The following is a 23,508-nucleotide window of genomic DNA, read 5'->3' as shown; positions in this document are numbered from 1 at the left end:
CAGCCGTGAGCCTGCCCAGCCTCAACGGAATTCGCCGCGGCCGCCACGCCCTCCGCCGCCGCGGGGCATAAACCCGCCGCCAGCGTTCGCGGCGTTCTCATCGAACAGGTTCTTGTAGTTCTGCACGGCCGTGCGGTCGTCGAGTTGGTCGTGGACGAAGAGTCGCCCCGCCGCATCCATGAACAACGCCTTCACCGGCGCGGTCTTCTTTCCAGGAAGCTCTTCGCCGCCCTGGAAGTCGCACAAGGTGAGCCCCGTGCGGAACTTGAACGACTTCATCTCCACAAGGTTCTGCCCGTCGGCGCTGACGACCTCGGTGTTCTCAACGAGGTTGAGCACCGAGCCGATCCGGAAAGACTCCTCGACGCCCGCCTTGATTGCGCGGCGGTCGTCGTCGAGCGCGTACGACTGAACCAGCAGATCGACGGTTCCCTCGGAAGGCAGCGACTTGCCGCTGGGGAGCTTCGCCCCTTCAACCAGTGCGTCACCCGCCATCGGCACCGAGATGATCGAGCTCGGCTCGCTCCACTCGGTCTGCAGGTAGGGGTTCCTACTCCCTTGGACCCGCGCGGTTACTTCCGACGAGAGGGCGCCAGCGATGTCGGGCCGGCCGGTGCTGGGGCTAATGTCGTTGACGTCGCTCAGCACGAGCTTCACCCGGTAGCGGTACTGACGACCCGGCTGCACGCCGAAATCGAAGATTCGCACCATCGCGAAGGGGACGTCCGGGTCGATCGTGAAGTCGCCCATGGCGCCGGGTCCACGACCGCCGCCGCGGCCCGCGTAAGCTCCTCCGCCAAACTCGCCGCGACCGCCACGCCCGCCGAACTCGCCCCCACCTCCGAACTCACCACGCCCGCCAAAGCCGCGCGGCGTCGGCTGGCGACCACCACGGCCACCGAACTCGCCGCCGGGACCGGCCGTCCCGCCCACCCGGCCGAAGCCCGAATCGCCTTCCCGTATCTCGGGAAGCGGCTCGTTGACGCCGGGATCGGTTGCGCTGGCGGTCGCCGCCTTGGCGTCGGTCTCGGCTTGGAGCGGCGCGTCGCTGTGGACGACATCCGGACTCCAATTCTGTTGCACCAGCGGCGGCAGCGGCATTGTCAGGATCGGATGCACATAGCGTCCGTCAACGATCTGCTCCTGCCAGGGAAGCCAGTCGGCGGTCGTCTCTAGCAGATAACGCTCCGACAAGTAGGGTCGGCGCGGCTTCGAGCCCGACACGTCGCCGAACTGGACCTGCTCCCACTTCAGTTCGGCATCCTCATCGCCGGTGACTTCGGCACGCTCGACGATGACGCCGGCGTACTGCGGGACGTCGAGTGCCGGGTTGTAGCCCTTGGAATCGCGGAGGGCCTCTTCGTAGATCTTGGCCTGATCGAGGACCGGCGCTTTGGCGAGCACATAGGCGACCGACGACGCCTGGAAACGCTCGTAGCCCCCGGTAACGACGCCCTCCTGCACGGCTCCGCCGGGGATCGGGCGAATCTTGCGACCTTTCTCGTCCACGGTCGGCTCGCCGGCATCGTTGAAACCGCCGCCTCGACCGCCGCGTCCGCCACCGCCGAGGAGTTCACCCTCATTGCGTTCGCGCGCCGCCTCTTGCTCCAGCTTCTCACGCTGTTCTCTGGCGCGCTCCTCACGGATTCGCTTCTCGGCCTCTTCTTTGCTCTCGAACGCAAAGATCGCTGTCACCGCGCCCCCTTCCAAGTCCGTGGCGGGGAGCAGCTTCGGGTCGGTCCGGTCCACCACCGGTGGCACGACCGAACGGTTGAGGCCGCTTGGCTCTTTGTACGGTTTCTCCGGGAGGTTCTTGAGTAGGTTGGGCGACGCAATCGGGTAAGCGGGCCTGAACTCGCCTTCCGGGACTTCCGATATCGGCGCCGTCTCCCACGACGTCTTGGCGGTGCCGGCTTGCGTCATCAAGTCGTTGGGCGCCTTGGAGAGCCCCTGCACGCTCAGCGACGAATACGCCAAGTAGCCCGCGGCGCCGACGAGGACGACAGCGACCACTTTTTCGACGTGCTGAATGGCGAGCTGCTTGATGCCGCCGCCTTTGTTGTTCCCGGCCATGCCGCATTCCGTGTGGGTTGGTGGGGGCCGCCTGACAAGGCCCCGCGACGGGTTAGGTCGAAAGATTCGGGTTACTCAACCGCCGCCATCGCGTCGGTCGCGTCCGCCCCTTCGGACGGCAGGATCGACGGATCGGGCTGGTTAAAAATGTACACGATGCCGTGCAGGATGACGGTCCCCTTGGTCGGACGCCGATCGAAAGCGGCGACTTCGCCACCGCCTGCGAATCCGCGCGCCGCTTGGCCAGCTTCACCCTCGGGGTTGAAGCGGACCTGCTCGACCTGCACCTGCAAGGGGGCGTTCGCCAGCTCCCACATAAGCGTGCCGAGCCACTTGGTGTCCATCTCCAGGACCATCCGCACCGGCAGTCGCTTGAACTCACCGCCGAAGTTGAGGTCGGCGGGGACGTCCGTCCGTGGCTTGCCGTCGTCGCCGAGGTAACGTCCGGCCAGCATGGCGGTATTGGGATCGGCGCCCTCGGTCCCTCCCTCTTCGAATGAGCCCCGTCCGCCAAAGCCCCCCCCGCCGCCGAACTCGCCACCACCGCCGCCGCGACCAAATTCTCCGCCGCCGCCGAATTCGCCGCCGCCGCCACGACCGAAGTCACCGCCGCCGCCGAATTCACTTCCTGAGGAGACGCTCGTCTCAGGCGGAACGAGTTGGGCCGTGTCCCTCTGACTCGCGGCGCGGCCAACCTTCATCTCGATGATGGTCGGGATCGCGGCGCGGTCGCGACGCGTGGCGCCGGTCGCCTCGTTGGTGTTCGCGATCGCCTGGAGCAGCGTGCGGTAGACCCACAGATCCTCCTGCAGCACCCAGGCCTGGAGGTCGGTCACCGACTCGGGCGACAACCTCGCACGGAGGTCGCCTTGGTCGAGCCACTGGACGAGATGATTGGACGTCTCTCCGTCGGCGCCGCCAGCGAACTCACCTCCACGACCACCGAACTCGCCACGCCCGCCGCCAAAGGCGCGACCGCCGCCGCCCGAAGCGTCTTCGGCGAGCAACTCGGCGTCGACGATCTCGACCAGCGACGGGAAGGTCTCTTTGATGTAGTTGACGTAGATCTCACGGTTGCGGGGGCTGATCCGGTCGCCAAACTTGGCGTCCTTCACCGCATTGACGAAGCGATCGCCCAACTCAGGCGGCCAGATCAAGACTTCTTCTTTCTGAATCTTGTAGAGCCCCTGCCACTCACGCAGCACGTCTTCGGCGAGCTTCTCTGTTTCTTCTTTCTGCGCTTTATTGACACCGTCGTTCGGCTTGAACGGCTTGCCAATGATCTGCTGGATGGACGAGAACTCGCTTTCGATCTTCGAGATATTGGCCTTCGTCTGACTCGCGACCGATGACGACGCGGTGTACCACACGCCGAGCGTGATCACGACGACAAGGACCGACAACACCCAGAAGTGATGTTGTTTAAGCCAGGCGAGGACGACTTTGACCTGATCCATGCGAGAGCGGGAGCCGTTAGTGGGAAAGGTTGGAAGGGATCAGAGCGTGCCGGCTCCGCCGCCATCGACGGCGGCGCCTTCGACAATACCTTGGCGGGCGAGTTCGCGCGAGTGACGCAGCGTCGGCTTCCAAGCGAACTGGACGACGAAGTCCAGCCGGCGAAGCGTCCACAACTCGGGCGGCTTGGGCTGGCCATCGGCGGCAAAACCGCCCCGATCCATCGCCGGCCCACGGGCCACCCGTGCGTTGGCGTCGTCGCCTTCGACCGCCTCGGGGTCGTACTGCACATCAACAATCCGCCGCTTGGTCACGATGACCGGGTGGCTGATCCCCAGCTCGGCGAACGACACGTCAATCATGGTCGGCGAGCCGTCCGGGCCCGGAGGTCCATCGGGCAGCTGGATGCTGCCGTTCATTAAGTTCTCGATCAGCGTCTCGCGGAGGAACTGCTGTCCGATGCGCCCGCCACGCTCGTTATGGAAGTGGTGGCCCCGGAGCTGGATCACCCAGCCCGGACCCGAGGGCCCCGCCGTCGCTGTGCCGTCGCCGGCTGCGGCGCCTCCTGTCGCGTCGAAGGCGTACTCATCAACCGGCGCCGCTTCGACGGGCGGCGCCTCGACCGCGGCGCCTTCCTCCGGCGGCGCGTTTGGGTCGGCTTCTCCGGTTGCGGCGGCAGCCTCGGCTTCGTCGGCGATGTCACGCCCCGACTGGGCCTCTTCCCACAACGGCTGGACCGCGGTGAACCACGTCGAGAGGTCTTCCATGTGGGTGCAATCCATCGACGTGATGTGCACCTCTTCGCGGGACATCACGTCCTCGGGCGTCTCCTGACGCTCTTCCTCCGGGCGCGTGTCCTTGGGGATCGCTGCGTTGAGCGCCGCCCACAGCTCGGGCCACAAGAGCCGGCCATCGACGTTGCTCGCCAGGTTCTTACCCATCTGCGAGATGTTGTCGAACTTGGACTTGAGATCGGTGTTGGTCGATTCCAATCCCCCGGTGAATTGCTTCGTGGAAGCCGCTTGGCCGAGGGCCTGCTTCCAGTCGTTGTCCACGTCGGCCGTCTGATACGCCGAGACGTAGCTGCTGTAGTTGAACGCCAGACCCGCCATCAGTGCCGCCGCCGCCGCGACCGCCCACGGCTTCTTCGCTCGGATGATCCGCTGCATGACGATGTCTTCGGGCAGCAGATTGGTCGACATCTGCGCCTTGCCAAGCGCCTGCACGCACAGGCCGTAGGCGACCGGGAAGCTCAGGTGGTTCTGCTGGAACGCCGGCTGCGCGGTGACGCTGCCGCCGGCGAGGTTCTCAAACTCCTCGGCCATCTTGACCGGGATATCGAGGTTCTGAGCTAGGTACCGCTGCAAGCCCGGCAACTTCATCGCGTTGCCGACGGCGACCACCTCGCCCAGATCGCGGGCCCACTTGTTGTTGCTCGTGCAGAAGCCGATCGACCGCTGGATCTCGGCGACCAAGTCGCTAAACACAGGCCGCATCGCCTGGAACACCGCCTTGGGGTCCTCGGCCTTGGCGGCGTTCTTCTTCAGATGCTCGGCCTTACCGAAGGTGAGCTTCAGCTCCTTGGTCAACGCCTTAGTGAAATGGCTGCCGCCGATCTGAATGCTGCGTTGCCAGACGCGGAAGCCGTTGGTGACCACGAGGTCTGTGGTGTCGACGCCGATCGACAGGATGGCGATCGACTGCGGCGGGTTCTCCGCGTCGTACGACTCCTTCACCACCTCGCCGAGGCGGTCGAAGCAGGCGTAGTTGTAGAGCGACAGCGGCGTCAGCTGGATGAAGTCGATCTCGACCCCGGCGCGAAGCAGCGGCTCGAGCGACCGCGCGACCTGGTCGCGCTTCATCGCGAACAGGCCGATCTCGGTCTCGAGGGCGTAGCCCTCTTCCTGGTTGCCGCCGGCGAGGGCCTGGTAGTCCCAGACAACGTCTTCCAGCTGGAAGGGGATCTGTTGCCGGGCCTCGTACTTGACGATGTCGGGGATCTTCTTCGCTTCGACGGGCGGCAGCTTGATGAACCGCGCCAGGCCCGCTTGGCCGGGAACGCTCATCGCGACGCGGTCGCCCTTGAGCTCATTGCGCTCGAGGAACGTGCCGATCGCTTCGCGGACGATCTCCTCGGGGTCGGCGTCGGGCTGGCTCAGCAGCTTCGGGTACTCGACGTAGTCGAACGCCTCGACCACCAAGCGGCCCTCGTCCGACTCGTGCGGACGGCAACGCAGCGCCTTCAGCGCGCTTTGGCCGATGTCGATGCCCCAGGCGGCTCCGGATTTCGCCATCGCTCGTTTGGCCTCGGATCGAGGCGTCTTGTACGGTTTGAAAACGGGTCAGCAGCGACGAAGCACGGCGCGCAGCGCCAAACGCATCGCAGCAATCGTGGTAAGGGATTAGCCGGAAAGCTGGCCGACCCCTGAATGCGACCACCGCCACGCCCCCACCCTTGGGAGCATGGCGCGCAGCGCAGACGGCAGATCGGCCTCTTTCTGTCCACGCCTATTCTAATCGATAGGACGCCTATTGGTAGCAAACTTGGCCACTAAGATGCTCAATCTGGCCATCCGACCGAAATACCGCCCCTGCCGCTCTAAACCGCCCTGCTGGACGCCTCGGCTTGCCGCTTCGCGGGGGTTTGTGTCGGCGGGCGGGTAGTCCACCCCGGGGGCCTGCTGGTAACATTGCCCACGTGGCCAATCGCCAGGAAAAACCCGCCGCCGTCGGCTTCGACTCTCCCTCCCATTCTGCGTTGATCGCCCCCGCTATGGTCGTGACGATCGACGGCCCGGCCGGCGCCGGCAAGAGCAGCGCCGCCCGTGAGCTGGCCCGCCGTCTCGGTTTCCGTTTTCTCGACACCGGGTCGATGTACCGGGCCGTGACCCTCGCCGCCGTGGAGCGAGGGATCGACCTGGCCGACTCCGACGCCCTGGTCGAGGTGGCCGAACAAGTCGAAATCTCCCTCGACGAGGACCGCGTCCTGCTCGACGGCCGCGACGTGACCCGGGCGATCCGCACCCTGGAGATCACCTCCGCCACCAAGTTCGCCGCCGACTGCCCCCGCGTCCGCGCCCGACTGGTGGACCAGCAGCGCCGCGTCGCCGAGGGCATGGACGTGGTTACCGAGGGCCGCGACCAAGCGACCGTCGTCTTCCCCGACGCCGAGTGCAAGATCTTCCTCACCGCCAGCGAAGAGGTCCGCGCTGAACGCCGCTACCTCGACCTAGTGGGCCGCGGCGAGCACGTGACCCGCGAAGAGGTCCTCGACAAGCAGCGGGTCCGCGACAACGGCGACTGCACCCGGGCCGTCGGCAAGCTCTACAAGGCGGACGACGCCATCGAGTTCACGACCGACGGCCTGACGCGCGAAGAGGTGGTCGATCACTTGATGAAGATCGTCGAGAAACGTCGCGCCGGTGAAGTCTGAGCAGGAGCTGTCATGTCGCTGAGGCAATTGGAGAAAATCTGCTTTACAATCTGCCTCGTCTGCATCGTAAGCGGCACGGTCCTGTCTCTCGCCATGATCTGGCTTGAAGTGACAGAGGAAGAGGTGATAAGGAAGTCTTGGCTCACGATTCTTGTGCTGTTTCTCGCCTCAGCGCTAACGCTAAGCGTGAGCAAAACCCTCGGCAGGCATCATGGTGGGAGTGATGACGCCTGATGGCCACCGAATCGAGCCCTACTCCTAGCCTCGCCCGACCGGGCAAAGAGGCCCCGCCCCCCACCTACCGCCGCGGCCCCGCCAAAGCCGCCTGGTACTGGCTCTCCAGCACCGCGATCTGGGTCACCGCCAAGCTCCTCTACCGGCTGCGGTACGAGGGGGCCCGCAAGGTGCCAATGGAGGGGCCTTTGGTGCTGCTGGGCAACCACACCAGCCATTTTGACTCGCCACTCGTGGGCGGTTCGCTGCGACGACAGCTCAGCTATCTGGCCCGCGACACGCTGTTCGTCGGCCCGCTGGGCTGGCTGATCCGCTCGTACGACGCCGTCCCCGTGGACCGCGACGGCTCGGGCATCGCCGGCATCAAGGCGACGCTCAAGCGTCTCAAACAAGGGGGCGCGATGCTCCTCTTCCCGGAGGGGACCCGCTCGGACGATGGCGAAATGAAAGCCTTCAAGCCGGGCTTCGTCTCCCTCGTCCGCCGGGCGCAAGCGACGATCCAGCCGATCGGTTTCGATGGGCCGTTCGGAATCTGGCCGAAGGGCGCTAGACGTCCCCGCCTCTTCGGCAAAGTGGCGATCCACTACGGGGATCCGATCCCCTACGCCGAAGTCGCGGGGCTGAGTGACAACGAGCTCGTCGAACTGGCGCACCGTCGCGTCGCGGAATGCGTCGCGCGGGCGCGAGAGCTAAATCGTATTTAGCTCCCGCCCGCGTTTGGCTCCCCAGCCCCATTTAACCCCCGGTCATTGACCGGGGGTTAAATGCGTGTGGTGTGACAAATCTATCGCCACCACCGCTTGCCGTTGCTGCAACGCCGCAAAATCGGTACGATGCGTAGCTTGTACCCGCTCCCTTGGGCCCGGCCGTGTGTGTCGGGAGTTAACCCGAGGGCGATTTCGTTCCTTTAGCCCCCTGTGCCGCCGCTCGCGTAGTCTCCTCGCGGCGTCGGGTCTGGCCTCTCTGGCCGCCCGATTTCGGTCGATCCCAACCACCCCTGGGTCGCCTTCCGTCCACGAGTCGAGCCGCCCGTTCATACGGCGCATTCCTAAGGATTCCATGGTCAACCGCAACCTCCTCAACCAGTACGACGTTTCCGACGACGACCTCATCGCCGTGATGGGCGATCAGGAGCTCATCGACGAGACAGCGTGGCTTGAGGGCGAAGACGTCTCGATCAACCAGATCGTCGAAGGCAAGGTCATCCGCATCGACAACGAGTTCGTCGTCGTCGACGTCGGCTACAAGAGCGAAGGCCTGATCCCGCTGTCGGAGTGGGAGCCGGAGATCGAGGAAGACCCGTATGGCAACGACCCCGAGGCGACGGACTTCGAGCCGCCGGTCGTGCCCGAGCCGGAAGAGCCGCCGAAGCCCGGCGACATCATCCGCGTGCTGGTCGAGGACGTTGAGGACGTCGCCGGCCGCCACGACGAGCGTGGCATGCTGGTCCTCTCGAAGCGTAAGGCCGAGCGGATCGAGCAGTGGATGGGCGTCATGTCCGACGTCCACGAGGGCGACGTCGTCACCGGCACCGTGATCCGCAAGATCAAGGGCGGCCTCCTGGTGGACATCGGCGTCAACGTCTTCTTGCCGGCCAGCCAGGTCGATATCCGCCGTCCGCACGACATCGGCGAGTACATCGGCAAAGAGATCAAGTGCATGGTGCTCAAGATCGACGAGGAGCGCCGCAACATCGTCGTCAGCCGCCGCAGCCTGATCGAGCAAGAGCGCGCCACCAAGAAGGCCGAGCTGCTCAAGACCCTCTCCGTGGGCGATATCCGCAAGGGCATCGTCAAGAACATCGCCGACTTCGGCGCGTTCGTGGACCTGGGCGGCATCGACGGCCTGCTGCACATCACCGACATGAGCTGGGGCCGGATCAATCACCCCAGCGAGATGGTGAAGATCGAGGACAACCTCGAGGTGATGGTCCTCCACATCGACTACGAACGTGAGAAGATCGCCCTGGGCCTCAAGCAGAAGTCGCCCAGCCCGTGGGAGAAGGTACCGGCAACCTACCCGGTCGGCACCCGCGTGAAGGGCCATGTCGTCAACGTCATGAGCTACGGCGCCTTCGTCAAGCTCGAGGACGGCATCGAGGGCCTGGTGCACATCTCCGAGATGAGCTGGACCAAGCGCATCAGCCACCCCAGCGAGTTGGTGCAGGTCGATGACGAGGTCGAGGTCGTTGTCTTGGGCATCAACCAAGAGAAGCAAGAGATCTCGCTCGGCATGAAGCAAACCCAGGACAACCCCTGGGACCGTGTCGCCGACCGTTACCCGCCCGGCGCCGACGTCGAGGGCCGTGTCCGCAACCTCACCAACTATGGCGCGTTCATCGAGATCGAAGAGGGCATCGACGGCCTGCTCCACGTCTCGGACATGAGCTGGACCCGCAAGGTCAGCCACCCGAGCGAGGTCGTCGAGAAGGGCGAGCTGCTCAAGTGCAAGATCCTCTCGGTCGACACCGAACGCCGCCGGATCGCCCTGGGCATGAAGCAGCTCGACGAGGACCCGTGGTCCAGCGACATCCCCAACCGCTTCCAGCCCGGCGACCTTGTGAAGGGCAAGGTCACGAAGATCACCAACTTCGGTGTCTTCATCGGCCTGGAGGACGGCCTCGAGGGCCTGCTGCACGTCTCGGAGCTCTCCGATCAGAAGATCGAGAACCCCGAAGAGATCTGCAACGTCGGTGACGAGATGGAGGTCAAGATCCTCCGCGTCGATATCGACGAGCGCAAGATCGGCCTCAGCCGCAAGCGGGTCGACTGGGCCGAGGAAGAAGCCGGCGCCGAGGGCGAGACCGAAGCCGTTGGCGCGACCTCGACGGCTTCGTCGGCCTCCAACGAGAACCTCAAGGGCGGCATCGGCTCCGGCGAGGGCCCGCTCTTCAAGGCGCCCACCGCGGACGTGGGCGCTGACACGGACGCCGACTCGGATTCCGGTTCGGAAGACTGACCCTTTCGAACGGCTCGTCATTACGACCGATACCATGGCAGCATCGACGACGCCACGCTCCCTACGGGGAGCGTGGCGTCGTGTTTTTGGTAGACCACTGAAGGGCGCCTCAGCCGCGGGCGGTAGCCATCGGCCTGTAGCGACGTGCGACCGCTGGCTTCCGCCCGCGGCTGAGGTCGATACGTAGAGAGGCCCTTTTCCACTCCACATGCGGCAAATCCGCTCGGATCGGGATACCCCTACAAGCGGCGCACCCGGCGCCGCTTACCTATGCGTGAAGCCTTCTCGCTCGATCGTCGATAGCAATCGGTAGCCACCGCTTCGCCCCGCGGCGAATCGCCACCGGTCTACCCCGGCCCGCACCCCGTCCCGGCGCGCCACGCCAAGCCAGTCGACGACCTATGCCTACCGCCGCCAAGAAACGCACCACCGCCGACTCCGCCGTCCAGACCCCGCTGGAGACCTACCTACGGGAGATCAACGAGACGCGGCTGCTCACCGCCCAGGAAGAGCGCGACCTCGCCGTACAGATCGGCAACGGCAACCTCGCCGCCCGCGACCGGATGGTCCGCGCCAACCTGCGGCTGGTGGTCAACATCGCCCGTGGCTACGCCGGCAAGGGCCTCGGTCTGCAAGACCTGATCGAAGAGGGCAACCTCGGCTTGCTCCGCGCCGTGGAGGGCTTCGACCCCGCCGTCGGCACGCGGTTCAGCACCTACGCCAGTTACTGGATCAAGCAGTCGATCAAGCGCGCCCTGATCAACACGGGGAAGACCATCCGCATCCCGGCCTACATGGTCGAGTTGCTGAGCAAGTGGCGCCGCGCTTCGGCCCGGCTCACCGAAGAGCTGGACCGCACGCCGACGCCCGAAGAGATCGCCCGGGTGCTCGGGCTGCCGAAGAAGAAGCTGCCGATCATCAAGAAGGCGATCAAGATCTACAACGCGACGCCGCAGACCGACCAGACCGAGGCGGGCTGGACGCTGGGCGACATGGTGATGGACGAGACGCAACTCTCGCCCGACGAGCGGATGGTCGAGAGCGACTCGCTCCGCCACGTGCTGAAGATGCTCGGTCGGATGGACGAGCGAGAGGCGACGATCCTGCGTCTCCGCTTCGGGCTGGGCGGCGTTGAGCCCAAGACGCTCAAAGAAATCGGCGAGCAACTCGGCCTGACCCGTGAGCGGGTCCGCCAGATTGAGACCGAGGCCCTCGCCAAGATGGCCGCAAGCCTCGACGACCCGCGCGACGCGGCGCGCCTCTTCGGGACGGACGACGATTCCGATAGCAACGATTAGTCCGGTCGTCCGGCCGCAGCGCGACAGCCTTGTTGCGAGTTAGCGTATCGGGCCGTGGGACCGATGCTTTGCGGGCTAGGTTTCTTCTGGTGTTGCGCGCCCTGCGCCCCGTTGAGCCTTTTCGTCCCCGAGCCGATGTTCCGCTCTCATTTCGGCAGCATCCGAACCCAAGTTCAACTGCTTGCAGCGTTGTCGGCGGCGACAGCGCTGGCGGTGGCGTGCGCAGCGTTCGCGCTGAACGACATGCGGGTGCTCGCTTGGAACAAGCAGCAGCAGCTCTACCGTTATGCGGCCGTCGTCGCCCGCAATGCAGGCCCCGCGCTCGCCGAAGCGAAATGGGATGACGCTGACACGCACCTCGAGACGCTGAAGCTTGAGCCCACCGTCACCGCGGCCTGCCTGTACGACGCCAGAGGGGCTGTCATCGCCGAGTACCTCCGTGACGAGATGATCGACGGCGTCTTTCCCGAGCAATCGGACGGCGCTTGGCTCAAAGAGTCTCGCGACAACGACGTCCAGCTCTTTCAGCCGATCCATCGGCGTGGGGTCCGCGTCGGCTCGCTCTATCTACAAGCCACCGGCGACGACATCCGCGAGCAGCAGGCGAATTATCCGCTGATCGTAGGGTCGGTCTTCCTGATCTCTCTCGGCGTCTCGGCCGTCTTCGCTTCGCGGATACAGAAGCGGATCCTCGGGCCGATCGACAAGCTCGTCAGCGCCGCCGAGCGGGTGTCGACCGAGGGGGATTACTCCGTCCGCGTCGGCGAACGCCCCGCGGGGCAGGTCGGCAAGCTGTGCACGGCGTTTGACGCGATGCTCGATCGCGTCGAAACGGCCGACAAGAGCCTCCAGGAAGCCCACGACAAACTCAACGCCCGCGTCCGCGAGCGTACGCGCGAACTGCACCGCGAAGTGCTCGAACGCCGCCACGCCGAGTCGATCGCCTCGGGTCAATCGAAAGTGTTGCAGATGCTTGTCGGCGGCGAACCGCTTACCGATGTATTGACCTCCCTCGTCACCGAGGTCGAGAAGCACGTGGGCAACATCGTCGCTGCGGTCTCGATCGTTGATGATCACGAAGAGTGGTTCGGCGATCCGATCGGCGTGCAGCTCAGCGGCCAACAGCGTGACGGCCTGCGGCAACTCCCGTTCAGCAAGTTGGGGACCGCCCCCGCTCGCGCGGCGGTATCGCTGCTGCCGGAGTTCGACCTCTGCGACGGCGATCAGGCCGTCGTGGACGCCTCGGGCTTCGAGTCCACCGCTCACGGCGGCGCCTGCTGGGCCGTCCCCTGCGTCACCGCCGACGGGCGCCTGTTGGCGGTCGTGTCGCTGTTCTTCAAGCACAGCCGCCGCCCGAACGAGGACGAGCTGGCCGTCATCGTCTCGGCCTGCTCCCTGGCGACGCTCGCTATCGAGCAGCGGTGCGGCGAAGACAGTATCAAACTGGCGATGCAGAAGGCTACCGAGGCCAATGCCGCCAAGAGCGTGTTCCTGGCCAACATGAGCCACGAGATCCGCACGCCGCTCAACGCGATCCTCGGCTTCGCCGATCTGTTGATCACTGAGTCATCCGATCTCGACGCCGAACGACGCGAACAACTCAACACGATCGCCTCGAGCGGCAAACACCTGCTGACGCTCATCAACGACGTGCTCGACCTGTCGAAGATCGAGGCCTCGGAGATGCATTTCGACAATGAGCCTACCGACCCCAACCGAGTGCTGGTGGAGGTGATGTCGCTCTTGCGGGTGAAAGCCGTCCAGCAGGGGATCACCCTCGACTACGAGTGGCGCACGCCGGCGCCCACCACAATCGTCACCGACGAGCCGCGGCTGCGGCAGGTGCTCCTGAACCTCGTCAGCAACGCGGTGAAGTTCACCGAGGAGGGCGGCGTCCGCGTGTCGGCCGCGGTCGAGAACGCCGAATCCCCCGCGCCGATGCTACGCGTCGATGTCGTCGATACGGGCGTCGGCATCCCCCAAAACAAGCTCACCGAAATCTTTAAGCCCTTCGTGCAAGCCGACGCGTCGGTGACGCGCAAGTTCGGCGGCACGGGGCTCGGCCTCTCGATCTGCCAGCGCATCGCCGAAGAGATGGGCGGGTCGCTCACGGTCGCCAGCAAGCTCGGCGAAGGGAGTTGCTTCACGCTGCGGTTGCCGACCGGCAGCCTCAGCGGCGTCACCTCGTCGCTGCCAGTCTGCGACGGGCTACAGGCCCATAACTCCGCGCCATCGCCCTCCGGAGCGATCCAAGCTTCCGATAACTCCAAGGCGCTCAAGGGGATGCGGGTGCTGGTCGTCGAAGACGGCGAGACGAACCGTCGCCTTATTGGTCTCGTGCTCCGCCGGGCCGGCGTCGAGGTCGAGATGGCCCACAACGGCCAAGAGGGGATCGACGCCGCGCTCGCTTGCGAATTCGATGCGATCCTGATGGACATGCAGATGCCGGTCATGGACGGCTACACCGCCGCCGGCCGATTGCGAGACGCCAACTTCAACGGCCCGATCATCGCCCTCACCGCGCACGCGATGAAGGGGGACGAAGAACGCTGCCTCGAAGCCGGCTGCAGCGACTACCTCACCAAACCGATCGAGGCGCCACGGCTCTTGGCGAAGCTCGCAGCGGTCCGTGGTGAGGTCGCGATCGAAAAGTCGGAGGACGCCGATGCGCCCGTTAGCTACGACGACCTGATCCCCAGCACACTGCCGACCGACGACGAAGAGTTCGGCGAAGTCGCCGAGAGCTTCTTGGCGAAGTACTCCAGCGAGCTCGAGCTGATGCATCGCAGCATCGACGACGCCGACTGGGATTCGCTCCGGCGTTCGGCCCACTGGTTAAAAGGGTCGGGCGGCACCGCCGGCTACCAGGCCGTCACCGACGCCGCCCGCGACCTGGAAAGCTCGCTCAAAGGCGCCCCCGACGCCGAAACCGTGCAAGCCAAGGTCGATCATCTCCGCAAGCTGCGTCGGCGTCTGGTCGTCGCTCTAGAACCTGCTCACGCCTAATCGCTTCCCTGAGTTGCTCCATGCCTTACTCCGCCCTGCTTTCGCGCGAATCTACCAGCCAAGCCGAATCCAACACGGCCACGCAGAACGCGCGGGTGATGATCATCGATGACGAACCGATCAACGTCACCGTGGTGCGGAAGTTCCTGCAGCGCTCGGGCTACCGGAACTTCGACGAGATCACCGACTCGACCCAGGCACTCGGCCACATCTACACGAATCCGCCGGACGTGCTGCTGCTCGACTTGATGATGCCGGTGGTGAGCGGGCTCGACATCCTCGAGGCCGTCCGCGCCGATCCGACGCTCGACCGCGTGCCGGTGCTGATCCTCACCGCCAGCTGCGACGCCGAGACGAAGATCGAAGCGCTCAACCTGGGCGCCACGGACTTCCTCTCCAAGCCGGTGGACCCGACCGAACTGATCCCGCGGGTGCGGAACGCCCTGCTCGTGAAGGGCCGCGAGGACGCGCTCGAGGACCTCGTCGCCAAGCGGACGGCCGAGCTCGAACGCTCGCGCCGCGAGGTGATCCACTGCCTGGCCCGCGCCGCCGAGTTCCGTGACAACGAGACCGGCCGCCACGTCATCCGTGTCGGCAAGTACGCCGGCATCCTCGCCCGGCAGATGGGGTTCAACGAACGCGACGCGCAGCAACTCGAAGTCGCCGCCACGCTCCACGACATCGGCAAGATCGGCATCCCCGACGCCATCCTGCTCAAGCCCGGCAAGCTCGACCCCGAAGAGTTCGAGCTCATGCAGAAGCACGCCGCGTACGGCCGCAAGATCGTCAGCGCGATGGACGCCACGGAGTACGCGTCGTTCGTCGGTCATGCCGAGCTAGGCTCGACGCTGCTGGGCGAGTGCACATCACCCGTGCTGCAACTCGCCAGCCGCATCTCGCTGACGCACCACGAGCGCTGGGACGGCAGCGGCTATCCGCTCGGCCTCGCCGGCACGGACATCCCGCTCGAAGGCCGGATCACCGCGGTGGCCGACGTGTTCGACGCGCTCAGCAGTCGGCGCCCCTACAAGGCGGCGTTCCCGTTCGCCAAGTGCGTCGAGATCCTCGAAGAGGGCCGCGGTAAGCACTTCGACCCCGACGTGCTCAACGCCTTTCAAGCCGAACGCGAAGCCATCATCCGCGTCCAAATCGACTACGCGGACGACGAGTGATCTTCGTCACAACGTGATCGCTTGAGCCGCACGCGCTAGTGTCGGGCGCCACCTTTACACAGCGTCGTTCGTAGCGCCGTCCGAGGCTAGCGCCTACGGCTCAAATTCGACCCGTAAAGTCGCTCAAAGCGCCGGGCCTGCCGAGATCACCGCGTCGCGGCGTGTGTAGTCCAGCGGCTTCGTACGGCGCTGTGAGAGGTCGATCGCGTCCCTGACGGCGCCAGCGGGCGACGGGCCTTCCGCTAGGAAAACATTGTTGTAGTCGAGCAGCGTGCCGGTCTCGTAGTAGACGTTCCGCAGCGCGAGCATGTAGTCGACCGTCGCTTGGTGGTAGAGGATCTCGGTGTCGAGCACGCGGCGCTGCGCTTCGAGCTTCAGGTCCACCGACGTCTCGCCCGCTTCCTCGAGCCTCGATAGCGCCTCGATCTGCCGCTCGGCGGCCTGGAACCGGTTGTACTGCGCCTGCACGACGCTAAACGAGCGCTGGGCGTCGGCGATGGCGTTGCTGAGGCCGAAGACGACGTCGCGCTTCTGTTCTTTGAGGATCGCCCGCGATCGGGCTAGTGAGTGCTCGGCGTTCCTCACCGCCGTGTGGGCGCGGCGGAAGCCTAGCGGCACCTCCATCTCGACGCCGAGTTGCCACTCTTGGTAGTCGCCGCTGGTGAGGTCGCCGTACGCGCTTGAGAACGGCTGATTCGACTGCGACATCAGGTCTTCACCGAAGCCACGCCAGCGGTAACGCCCGACGACGTCGAGGTCGGGCAAGAGCAGGTTGCGCCCGGCGAGCAGTTCCATCTCCAGCTGCTTGATCCGCCAGCGCTGGGCGCGAAGCTCGGGACGCGCCTCGACCGCTGTGCCCGCTAGTCGGTTCCAGTCGAACGACACCGGCGCCACCAGGGGCTCGGTGCTCGGTCGTAGCACGGCGCCGCCATTGATCGGCATGCCGATGATCAGCCGCAGCCGCCGCTCCGCCAGCCGCACGCCGACGGGCGAACGGCTCGTGCCGCCGCTGCTGCCCCAACCGGTGCGGGTCCCTTCGACGGGCCGGCCGGTCTGGGCGTTGAGCACCTCGGATTCGTAACGCCAATACTGCTCGAGCGCCTGGCCGATCTTCTCGTTGGTCCCCTCTTCGTCGCCATAACCGGCCCGGACCGCGACACTCTGGTAGGTCTCCAGCGCGAAATCGCGAGCCCGTTTCTTGGCGTCGAGGTCGCGGTAGGCGAAGTACAAGTCCCAATAAGCGTTCTCGACGTTCGACACGAGGTCGCGCACCGATGCCTCGAACTGGGCGAGCGAGATATCCGTCCGTGTCCGCGCGAGCAGCACGCCGTTCAGCTGACCCGGCTGGCCGTTTGGTCCGGCGATGCGGTTGAACTGGACGCCGGCGCCTTGCAATAGCGGTTGGCGGATTTCACCTTCGAGCAACGCGCCGAACGACTGACTCGGGCTGCCGAAGCGATTGCCGACGTTGTTGTTGAAGTCCGACTCCAGCAGGTGCCGCATGAACACCTGCGTGCCGGTCGCGGTCGTCTTGCGCAGCTCCGCCCGGGCGTTGCCCAGGTCTTGGATCAACTGGCCGCCTCGACCGATGAATGTGTTGTTGTACTCACGATCGACCTTTTCGAAGTAGGCGTTGGCCGCGAACGTCGCATCGAAGGCCGATAGCGCCGCCTCTTCGCCAGTGAGCGGGTCGGAGTACTGCATCGCCGGGTCATAGACCGACGCCACCAGCGCGTCGGGCGTCGTGATCACGCCGCCCATGTCGCGCAGCACCCGCGTATTTTGCAGCGCGTGCTGAATCGCTTCTTCGAGCGTGAGGTCCTGATAGTCGATCGGCGCGTTGGGGTCGAGCGCGCTGGGCTCGGCCATGTCGATGTCGTCCTCGGAACAGACGACGGGCGACTCGAGGGTCAGTTGGCTCGCCGTAGCGGCGGGCGCTTCGTACGTGACCTGCGCCGCGGCCGAATCGTAGAACGTGCACGGCTCTTTCTTCACCGAGCGGCACCCCGACGCCGCCATCACACCGACCAGCACGCACGACACGCAACGGCGCCAATGTAGGCGATCGGTGGCGGTGTGGCAGGTGGTCATCGAAGCGTCCCCGAGGATCGCTACGCGGCGGTCGTAATGGACGCATCAAGGGCGCAGCGCATGCCGGTAGCGCCAGAGATGCCGGTTAGCCTATCGACCACGCCGGAAGCGTGGCTGAAGAGAAACCACACGCCGCCGTGCTAGCTCAGCGTTTGCGGACCGCCTGAATCAATGCCTGGGCGAAGACCTTCGCGGCCCCGAAGTAGACCGAGACGTGCTCCGGCAACTCGCAGGCGCTGATGCGATTGGTCAGGCTGCCAACGCGCGTGCCGTTCAGAGAGTCAAGGTCCTGGAGCAGGATGACTTCCCCCTCGATGAGTAGCTGCGCGTGGTGCTGCGACACCGATTTGTCGTCGAGCACGTAGTCGCAATCGGGCGCGCGGCCGATCGAATAGACCCGCAAGTCACGCCCTGTGCACTCGGGCGGCAGCGGCCACGGCAGCCGGGTCTTGCGGCCCAGCGTGACGTAGTCGGCGGCTTGCAGTCTTGTCGGTCCCTCGATCGGGACCTCGTTCACAAACGTGCCGTTGGTCGAGCCGAGGTCCTCGATCCAAGCGTCGGATGCGTCCTCCCAAATCCGGCAGTGCCGCCGGGAGACCCACGGCGCCAGCACACGGATCGCCGCTTGGGAACCGCTGCCGACAACCCACTCGCGTCCCTTGGGCGGCTCGGCGACGCGCGCCGGCGCCAGCATCCACGAGTCGGTCTCGAACTTCGCCGCTTCCTCGGCGTCGCTGCCGAGCGGCACGGCGTGCCGTATCCCGGATGGCGCTTCGGCTTGGCTGACGCTTGCAAGCTTCGGCGCCGTTTGTTTCGCCAGCAATTCGCGGTCGTACGCCGCGCGTTGCACGGGGTCGAGCAGGCAGCGCTTCGCCGTCATGATCGCGTCGAGGACCGGCTCGGTCAGCTCGGGGATCGTCAGACTGACGCTCTTCACAAATTGACACCGCGCGCGGGCCGCGTTCGCGATCACCTCCCGGTCGGTCTCGAAGGGCTCGACCGCCAGCAGCCGGTAGTGCGTCGGCGGCTGCTCGTTCGGCGGGATGCCCAGCAGTTTGTGGTAGACGTCCATAACCAGCAACAGTAGCAACGACAGCAGCACGCCGCGAGCGTTGAGCGCGTTTCACTCCCGGGTCGGCGTCCCGTTGAAACGGCGCCAACCGCACGGCCTGAACAGTTTGCCACAACCCGGCGCCCCTCGCCGGCCGATTCCCTCGAAGAGGACCGTTGTCCCTTCCGCTCGGGTACCGTTCGCCAAGAGCCCTGTCATGCGTTACGCCCGTCACTCAGCCCTCGTCCGGGTCGCCGCAATGGCGGTAGCGCCGCTCGGCGTGCTAGCCCCGTTCTGCACGCCAGTGAGCAGCGCCTCCGAGCCGGCCGCCTCGGACGACCTTTACGTGAACGCCTGCAGCGCCATCGATGACGGTTCAACGAGCGACGCCGAGAGTGACTCCGTAGCGCCGAGCGTTCCCGCCGCGACGCCCCCGCCAGCCGTAACGTCAGGCGACGACCTCTTCGTTCAACTCGCCGCGCCGTCGGCGACCGATGACGCGACCGCCGTAACCGTCACCCAGTCGCAAGAAGTCGTCCCGGCGCCCAGCGCCTTCACGCCGCTCGAGCCGGCCCCGCCAGCAGGCACAGGCCTCAACCGCCCGATCGTTATGCTCACGCTCGACGCGGCCGCCAATCCCGAACTGGTCGCCAACCTCTCGAAGCTAAAGACCGACGTCGCCATCCGGGACGAGTCGATTGACCGCTTTGGATCGTGGGACGATCCGACGCGCGAAGCGGCTTCGACGCCGTCACGCTTCAATCCACAGTTGGTTAATTGGGCGGCGCCCGCCGTCTACACCAACCCGCTCTACTTCGAGCAACCCAACGTCGAACGTTACGGCCACTACGTCGGCGTTTGCCAGCGCGACAACCTCACGCAGTCGGCGATCAGCGCCGCGCACTTCTTCGTCTGCGTTCCGGCGTTGCCGTACAAGATCGGCGCCGAGGGACCCTGCGAGTGCAACTACACACTGGGCAGCTACCGCCCCGGTTCGTGCAACCCGCACCAACTCGTGAAGCCCCCGCTGAGCTTGCGGGGCTTGGTGTTCGAGGGCGCGGCGGCGACGGGGTTGGTGTTCTTGTTGCCGTAACCACAACTTAAGCCGCACGCGCTAGCGTCGGGCGCGACCGGCACACGCTTACCTTCCGTCTACAGGAGAGCCGGAACGCGTATGCGCCATGAGTTGAAGTGGGCACCCGGATTTGACGCCGGCGTGTACGCATTCCGTCTCCGGGATGATCGGATAGAGCGCGTTGCGTGACGCCGCCCGACGCTTGCGCGTACGGCTCAAGTGTTATTCATCAAGCGCCGCCCGCAAGTCACAAAATTCATCCGCCATCTCTTCGGCGTCGGGAAGCGTCTTCTCCGTCGCCAAGCACAGGCCGCCGAACGCCACCTTCGAGTACCGTAGCAGGTTCTCCGCTTCGCGGAGCTGCACCCGCAGCGCCGCGGCGGCGGCTTGAAGCCGCGTTTGTTCGGACTGGTCGGTCTCTCGTCGTCGATCGCGGAGCACCTCTGACAGGATTTGCTCCAGCGCGCCGTGCTCTTGCTCGGCCGCGAACCACTGATCACGGGCGGCGCCGGCGCGTTGTGACACCGACTCCCCCGAGTAGAGGTCCGCGGCGGATTGGCAGAGGTAATCGACTCGTCGGACCATCGCCTCTTCATCGTCCTTATCAACCGGCGGGGCATAGGGCAACTCGGCGACCGAGCCGCTCTTCTCGTCCGCTTGATCGTTGAGGTTCCTGCCCAGCAGCCGATTCTTCCAGACGTCCAGCGACTCGAGTTCCAAGAGCCCGTCGCGGCGGATCTCGACATGCGCGCCCTCGTCGGTCGCGGGCACCAGGCACGACACGCTGAGCGTGCCGTTGGTCCCCAGTCGGCAAGTGACGATCACCTCGGTCTGCGCCGGCAAGTTTGGCGACAGTGTCGCCACGCACGCCCCGACGGGCACGCAGTAGTCGGGGTTCTCGTTTTCGCCTTCGACGATGTTGATCTTGATGGTCTTCTGTCCCGCCTTCTTGGTGACGAACTTCTGCCGCTTCGCCGCGGGAAGGCGCGAGTTGCGCGGGATGATAATGCGGTTGACTCCCATCCCCGTCCGGGGATCGACGCCCGCCACGCCGAGGCTGTGCGCGTTGACGTTCACAACCGTCAACCGTGAGAGCGAAGGCGCGTGGTCGAGCGCCGCGAACAACGCTGCGCCGCGGGCGACGGCGAGGTCGGGGTCGTGCGACCGCGTCGGCTTGATGCCCGTCTCAGCCTCGACCATCTGCGCGACGGCCGGGATACGCGACGAACCGCCAACCAACAAGATTTGATCGACACGGTCCCAAGTAAGGCCCGCCTGCTCGAGCGCATCGGTCGAAGTGGCGAGCGTCCGCTCCAGCAGCGGCGCGATCAGGCCGACGAAGCCGGCTCGCGACAGCCCGATCGACATCTCCTTGCCGGCGAGCGAGCAGTTGACGCTTGTTGTCTCGGCGGCGGTCAACTCGTGCTTGGCCCGCTCACACAGCCGCCACAGCCTCTGCACCAGCGTGAAATCGCTGCGTGGGTCGAGGCCGTGTCGGTCGCGGAATCGCTCGGCGATATAGTCGACGATCCGCTGGTCGAAGTCGCGGCCGCCGAGCCGCACGTCGCCGTCGGACGCGAGCGTCGTGATCTCGGGCCCCTCGACCCGCAGCACCGAGACGTCGAAAGTGCCGCCGCCGAGATCGTAGACGACGACGTTCGATGGCGTCGCCTCGATCATGCTCTCGTTGAGCCGCCCGGCGTGGTGCAGCTCCGCCAACGCCGCGGCGACGGGCTCGTTGACGATGTCGATGACGTCGATCCCGGCGAGCCGGCCCGCTTCGAGCGTCGCCTTGCGGCGGCGTTCGTCGAAATAAGCCGGCACCGTGATCACGGCCCGCCGCGTAGGCCAGTCGGCCTGCACGGTCTTGCGGATCGCTTCGAGCAGCAGCGCGCTGAGCACTTCGGGCGGGACCCAGTGGCCGCGCACTTGGCGGTTGAAGTGGGGCTGCCCCATGTCGCGTTTGAACGCATCGACGAGCCCGTCGGCGTCGTCGAGCGCACGGGCGAAGGCCGCTTCCCCGGCGACGACGGCGTCGCCGATGTGCAGAGCGCTAGGGAGCAGGTAGCGGTTGTCTTCGAGCAAGTAGCAGGACAACTCACCCACCGCCGTCAATCGCGCGGCGGCGCAGGTGGTCGTGCCCAAGTCGATGCCCATGGCCGGAGCGGGTTCGCTCATTCGCTGGCCTCCGCAGGCGTCGCGGCGGGCGCGATGCTTGGCGTCGATCGAATCGACCCGGCAAAGTAGGCAAGCGCCATCGTAATCGCCAAAGCGGCCACGATCCCTGCTTGTTTAACCAAGGCCCTCCCCTTCGCTGCGGTGGCGACGGACGCCACTTGCTGCTTAGCGCGGCCTTGCTCTGGTGGTTGCGAAGCCGCTCGCTTCGGCGCCAACCGCCCGGCCAGCCGCGTCACGGTCGCGTCCTGCTGCCGCACTAGCAGTTGCATCCCCGGCCCGCCGGGCGCCAGCCGCACGACGTCGCCCGACTGGAGGTCGGTCAGGCCGATCGTCCGGCGCTGGTTGACGTAGAGCGGCAGGTTGTCCGCAGCCGTCACGCGCCAGCTTTCGGGGCCGCGGCTGAACCGCAGCTTCGTCGGCCCCAAGCGCCGCAGGGCCGCCGGCAGCGGCACGTCTTCGTCGCCCGCGTCGCCGACCGTGAAGTAATCGCCATTCAATCCCCGCATTTCATCGCCGCAGCCGAAGAACCGCACCAGGATCGGAGTGGCGGCGGCCGAAGGGTTTCGGTTTGGGACAGCCATACAGTGGGTCGGCTTGGCGTGAAGGGAAGATCGCGGGCCGTACTCTGGCTGGCCCCGTTTGTGCCGGCAAGGTCATCGTCAGGCGTCCAATTTAATCGCGGTGTGGGTCAACTGACCAAAAGAATGTAGGTCGAGCGCCCGCCGATCGGTCGAAGCGCCGCCGCCGTGTGGGTATAACGACAATTAGCGAATCCCTGCCCACCCTCACCCGGCGGCCGTTACCAGCGGCCCTCCCCCGGCGAAGACTTGCTCCCGCATGGCGTCCCCGCGCGAGAAAACGCCGCCGTCCGCCGAAACGCTCGCCGAAGAAGCGCTTGTAGCGAAAGCCGTCACGGGCGACGCCCCGGCGCTGGAGTCGCTGCTCGTCGCCCGGCACGAGCACTTGCTGCGTTACATCGAGCGCAGCCTGCCGGCGAACTTGCAAGCCAAGGTTTCCGCCGAGGACCTGTTGCAACAGACCTACTTGCAGGTGTTTAAGTCGATCACCATCTTCGAGCCCAAGGGACCCGGCGCCTTTTTTGCGTGGCTCAAGACGATCGCCACCCGCAAGCTGATCGACGCCACGCGGTCGATCAAGCACGAGAAGCGTGTCGGCCAGGCGCCCGCCGCCGGGTCAGAGTCGCAGTCGAGTTACGACAACTTCATGAACAAGGTCGCCCAGACCGGCGCCGGCGCGGGGACGATCGCGATGACGGACGAGCTCCGCGGCGCCTTCCACGTCGCGCTCGCCAACCTGCCGGAGAACTACCGCGCCGTTGTGCAGCTGCGATACCTCGACGACCTGTCGCTCGAAGAGGTCGCCCAGCGGCTAGGCGTCACCACCGGCGCCGCCCGCGGACTCTGTCATCGTGCCCGCCAGGCCGTGCGTGACGAGATCCAGCGGATGTCCCGATTCATTTAGCG

The 23,508-nt window shown here is 65.8% G+C and carries 15 protein-coding genes; 8 read left to right on the top strand and 7 right to left on the bottom strand.

The window, feature by feature from the left end; all coding sequences use genetic code 11:
- Positions 1-21 precede the first annotated feature (21 nt).
- From Spa11_RS05825 to pilM, 3 genes are all read right to left on the bottom strand, one after another.
- Positions 22-2,073: a hypothetical protein gene (locus Spa11_RS05825; protein ID WP_145109258.1), complete on the bottom strand. Its 2,052-nt coding sequence runs from the start codon at positions 2,071-2,073 to the stop codon at positions 22-24.
- A gap of 71 nt (positions 2,074-2,144) precedes the next feature.
- The gene (locus tag Spa11_RS22795; protein ID WP_197529773.1) at positions 2,145-3,530 is read right to left on the bottom strand and encodes a hypothetical protein; all 1,386 of its coding nucleotides are present in this window, start codon (positions 3,528-3,530) and stop codon (positions 2,145-2,147) included.
- Positions 3,531-3,569: 39 nt separating this feature from the next.
- Positions 3,570-5,822, bottom strand: coding sequence for a type IV pilus assembly protein PilM (gene pilM, locus Spa11_RS05815; protein ID WP_145109255.1), 2,253 nt, complete (start codon positions 5,820-5,822; stop codon positions 3,570-3,572).
- A gap of 464 nt (positions 5,823-6,286) precedes the next feature.
- On the opposite strand from pilM, the gene cmk reads away from it, so the two are divergent.
- The 6 genes from cmk (at position 6,287) to Spa11_RS05785 (ending at position 15,629) form a co-directional block, all read left to right on the top strand.
- Positions 6,287-6,961, top strand: a complete 675-nt coding sequence (gene cmk, locus Spa11_RS05810; RefSeq protein ID WP_315851343.1) for a (d)CMP kinase — start codon at positions 6,287-6,289, stop codon at positions 6,959-6,961.
- 233 nt (positions 6,962-7,194) lie between these two features.
- Positions 7,195-7,899, top strand: coding sequence for a lysophospholipid acyltransferase family protein (locus Spa11_RS05805; protein ID WP_145109251.1), 705 nt, complete (start codon positions 7,195-7,197; stop codon positions 7,897-7,899).
- A 355-nt stretch (positions 7,900-8,254) separates the two neighbouring features.
- Positions 8,255-10,153, top strand: coding sequence for a 30S ribosomal protein S1 (locus Spa11_RS05800; protein ID WP_145109248.1), 1,899 nt, complete (start codon positions 8,255-8,257; stop codon positions 10,151-10,153).
- Between the two features lie 401 nt (positions 10,154-10,554).
- Positions 10,555-11,451: a sigma-70 family RNA polymerase sigma factor gene (locus Spa11_RS05795; protein ID WP_145109245.1), complete on the top strand. Its 897-nt coding sequence runs from the start codon at positions 10,555-10,557 to the stop codon at positions 11,449-11,451.
- Positions 11,452-11,586: 135 nt separating this feature from the next.
- Positions 11,587-14,457, top strand: coding sequence for an ATP-binding protein (locus tag Spa11_RS05790; RefSeq protein ID WP_197529772.1), 2,871 nt, complete (start codon positions 11,587-11,589; stop codon positions 14,455-14,457).
- A 20-nt stretch (positions 14,458-14,477) separates the two neighbouring features.
- Positions 14,478-15,629 carry an HD domain-containing phosphohydrolase gene (locus tag Spa11_RS05785; protein WP_145109239.1) on the top strand — a complete coding sequence of 384 codons (1,152 nt, stop codon included), beginning with the start codon at positions 14,478-14,480 and terminating at the stop codon, positions 15,627-15,629.
- Between the two features lie 123 nt (positions 15,630-15,752).
- On the opposite strand, the gene Spa11_RS05780 is transcribed toward Spa11_RS05785, so the two are convergent.
- Both Spa11_RS05780 and Spa11_RS05775 read right to left on the bottom strand, forming a co-directional pair.
- Complete coding sequence (locus tag Spa11_RS05780; RefSeq protein ID WP_145109236.1) at positions 15,753-17,720, bottom strand: TolC family protein; 1,968 nt, start codon at positions 17,718-17,720, stop codon at positions 15,753-15,755.
- Positions 17,721-17,865: 145 nt separating this feature from the next.
- Entirely contained in the window at positions 17,866-18,822 is a 957-nt protein-coding gene (locus Spa11_RS05775; RefSeq protein WP_145109233.1) for an FHA domain-containing protein, read from the bottom strand.
- A 166-nt stretch (positions 18,823-18,988) separates the two neighbouring features.
- Here Spa11_RS05775 and Spa11_RS05770 point away from each other — a divergent pair, with 166 nt between their 5' ends.
- On the top strand, positions 18,989-19,864 hold the full coding sequence (locus Spa11_RS05770) for a RodZ family helix-turn-helix domain-containing protein (protein ID WP_145109230.1): 876 nt from the start codon (positions 18,989-18,991) through the stop codon (positions 19,862-19,864).
- A gap of 204 nt (positions 19,865-20,068) precedes the next feature.
- Here the strand turns inward: Spa11_RS05770 and Spa11_RS05765 are convergent, their stop codons facing one another.
- Positions 20,069-22,024 (bottom strand): Hsp70 family protein, encoded by a 1,956-nt coding sequence (locus tag Spa11_RS05765; RefSeq protein WP_145109227.1) that lies wholly within the window; start codon positions 22,022-22,024, stop codon positions 20,069-20,071.
- Entirely contained in the window at positions 22,021-22,605 is a 585-nt protein-coding gene (locus tag Spa11_RS05760) for a hypothetical protein (protein ID WP_145109224.1), read from the bottom strand. Before Spa11_RS05760 ends, Spa11_RS05765 begins: the two co-directional genes overlap by 4 nt.
- A gap of 256 nt (positions 22,606-22,861) precedes the next feature.
- Between Spa11_RS05760 and Spa11_RS05755 the strand changes: the two genes are divergently transcribed.
- The gene (locus tag Spa11_RS05755) at positions 22,862-23,506 is read left to right on the top strand and encodes an RNA polymerase sigma factor (protein ID WP_145109221.1); all 645 of its coding nucleotides are present in this window, start codon (positions 22,862-22,864) and stop codon (positions 23,504-23,506) included.
- Positions 23,507-23,508: the final 2 nt, after the last annotated feature.

Origin of the sequence: Botrimarina mediterranea, from assembly GCF_007753265.1 — a bacterium.
In the GTDB taxonomy this organism is placed as follows: Bacteria; Planctomycetota; Planctomycetia; order Pirellulales; family Lacipirellulaceae; genus Botrimarina; species Botrimarina mediterranea.
Note: the sequence above shows the minus strand (reverse complement) of the source record. Positions and strands in the feature narration are given on the sequence as shown.

What these genes read in the sequence shown, in the direction of transcription:
- Spa11_RS05825 (WP_145109258.1), bottom strand. Translation starts at nt 2,073, where the DNA reads ATGGCCGGGAACAACAAAGGCGGCGGCATCAAGCAGCTCGCCATTCAG.
- Spa11_RS22795 (WP_197529773.1), bottom strand. Translation starts at nt 3,530, where the DNA reads ATGGATCAGGTCAAAGTCGTCCTCGCCTGGCTTAAACAACATCACTTC.
- pilM (WP_145109255.1), bottom strand. Translation starts at nt 5,822, where the DNA reads ATGGCGAAATCCGGAGCCGCCTGGGGCATCGACATCGGCCAAAGCGCG.
- Spa11_RS05805 (WP_145109251.1), top strand. Translation starts at nt 7,195, where the DNA reads ATGGCCACCGAATCGAGCCCTACTCCTAGCCTCGCCCGACCGGGCAAA.
- Spa11_RS05800 (WP_145109248.1), top strand. Translation starts at nt 8,255, where the DNA reads ATGGTCAACCGCAACCTCCTCAACCAGTACGACGTTTCCGACGACGAC.
- Spa11_RS05795 (WP_145109245.1), top strand. Translation starts at nt 10,555, where the DNA reads ATGCCTACCGCCGCCAAGAAACGCACCACCGCCGACTCCGCCGTCCAG.
- Spa11_RS05790 (WP_197529772.1), top strand. Translation starts at nt 11,587, where the DNA reads ATGTTCCGCTCTCATTTCGGCAGCATCCGAACCCAAGTTCAACTGCTT.
- Spa11_RS05785 (WP_145109239.1), top strand. Translation starts at nt 14,478, where the DNA reads ATGCCTTACTCCGCCCTGCTTTCGCGCGAATCTACCAGCCAAGCCGAA.
- Spa11_RS05780 (WP_145109236.1), bottom strand. Translation starts at nt 17,720, where the DNA reads ATGACCACCTGCCACACCGCCACCGATCGCCTACATTGGCGCCGTTGC.
- Spa11_RS05770 (WP_145109230.1), top strand. Translation starts at nt 18,989, where the DNA reads ATGCGTTACGCCCGTCACTCAGCCCTCGTCCGGGTCGCCGCAATGGCG.
- Spa11_RS05765 (WP_145109227.1), bottom strand. Translation starts at nt 22,024, where the DNA reads ATGAGCGAACCCGCTCCGGCCATGGGCATCGACTTGGGCACGACCACC.
- Spa11_RS05760 (WP_145109224.1), bottom strand. Translation starts at nt 22,605, where the DNA reads ATGGCTGTCCCAAACCGAAACCCTTCGGCCGCCGCCACTCCGATCCTG.
- Spa11_RS05755 (WP_145109221.1), top strand. Translation starts at nt 22,862, where the DNA reads ATGGCGTCCCCGCGCGAGAAAACGCCGCCGTCCGCCGAAACGCTCGCC.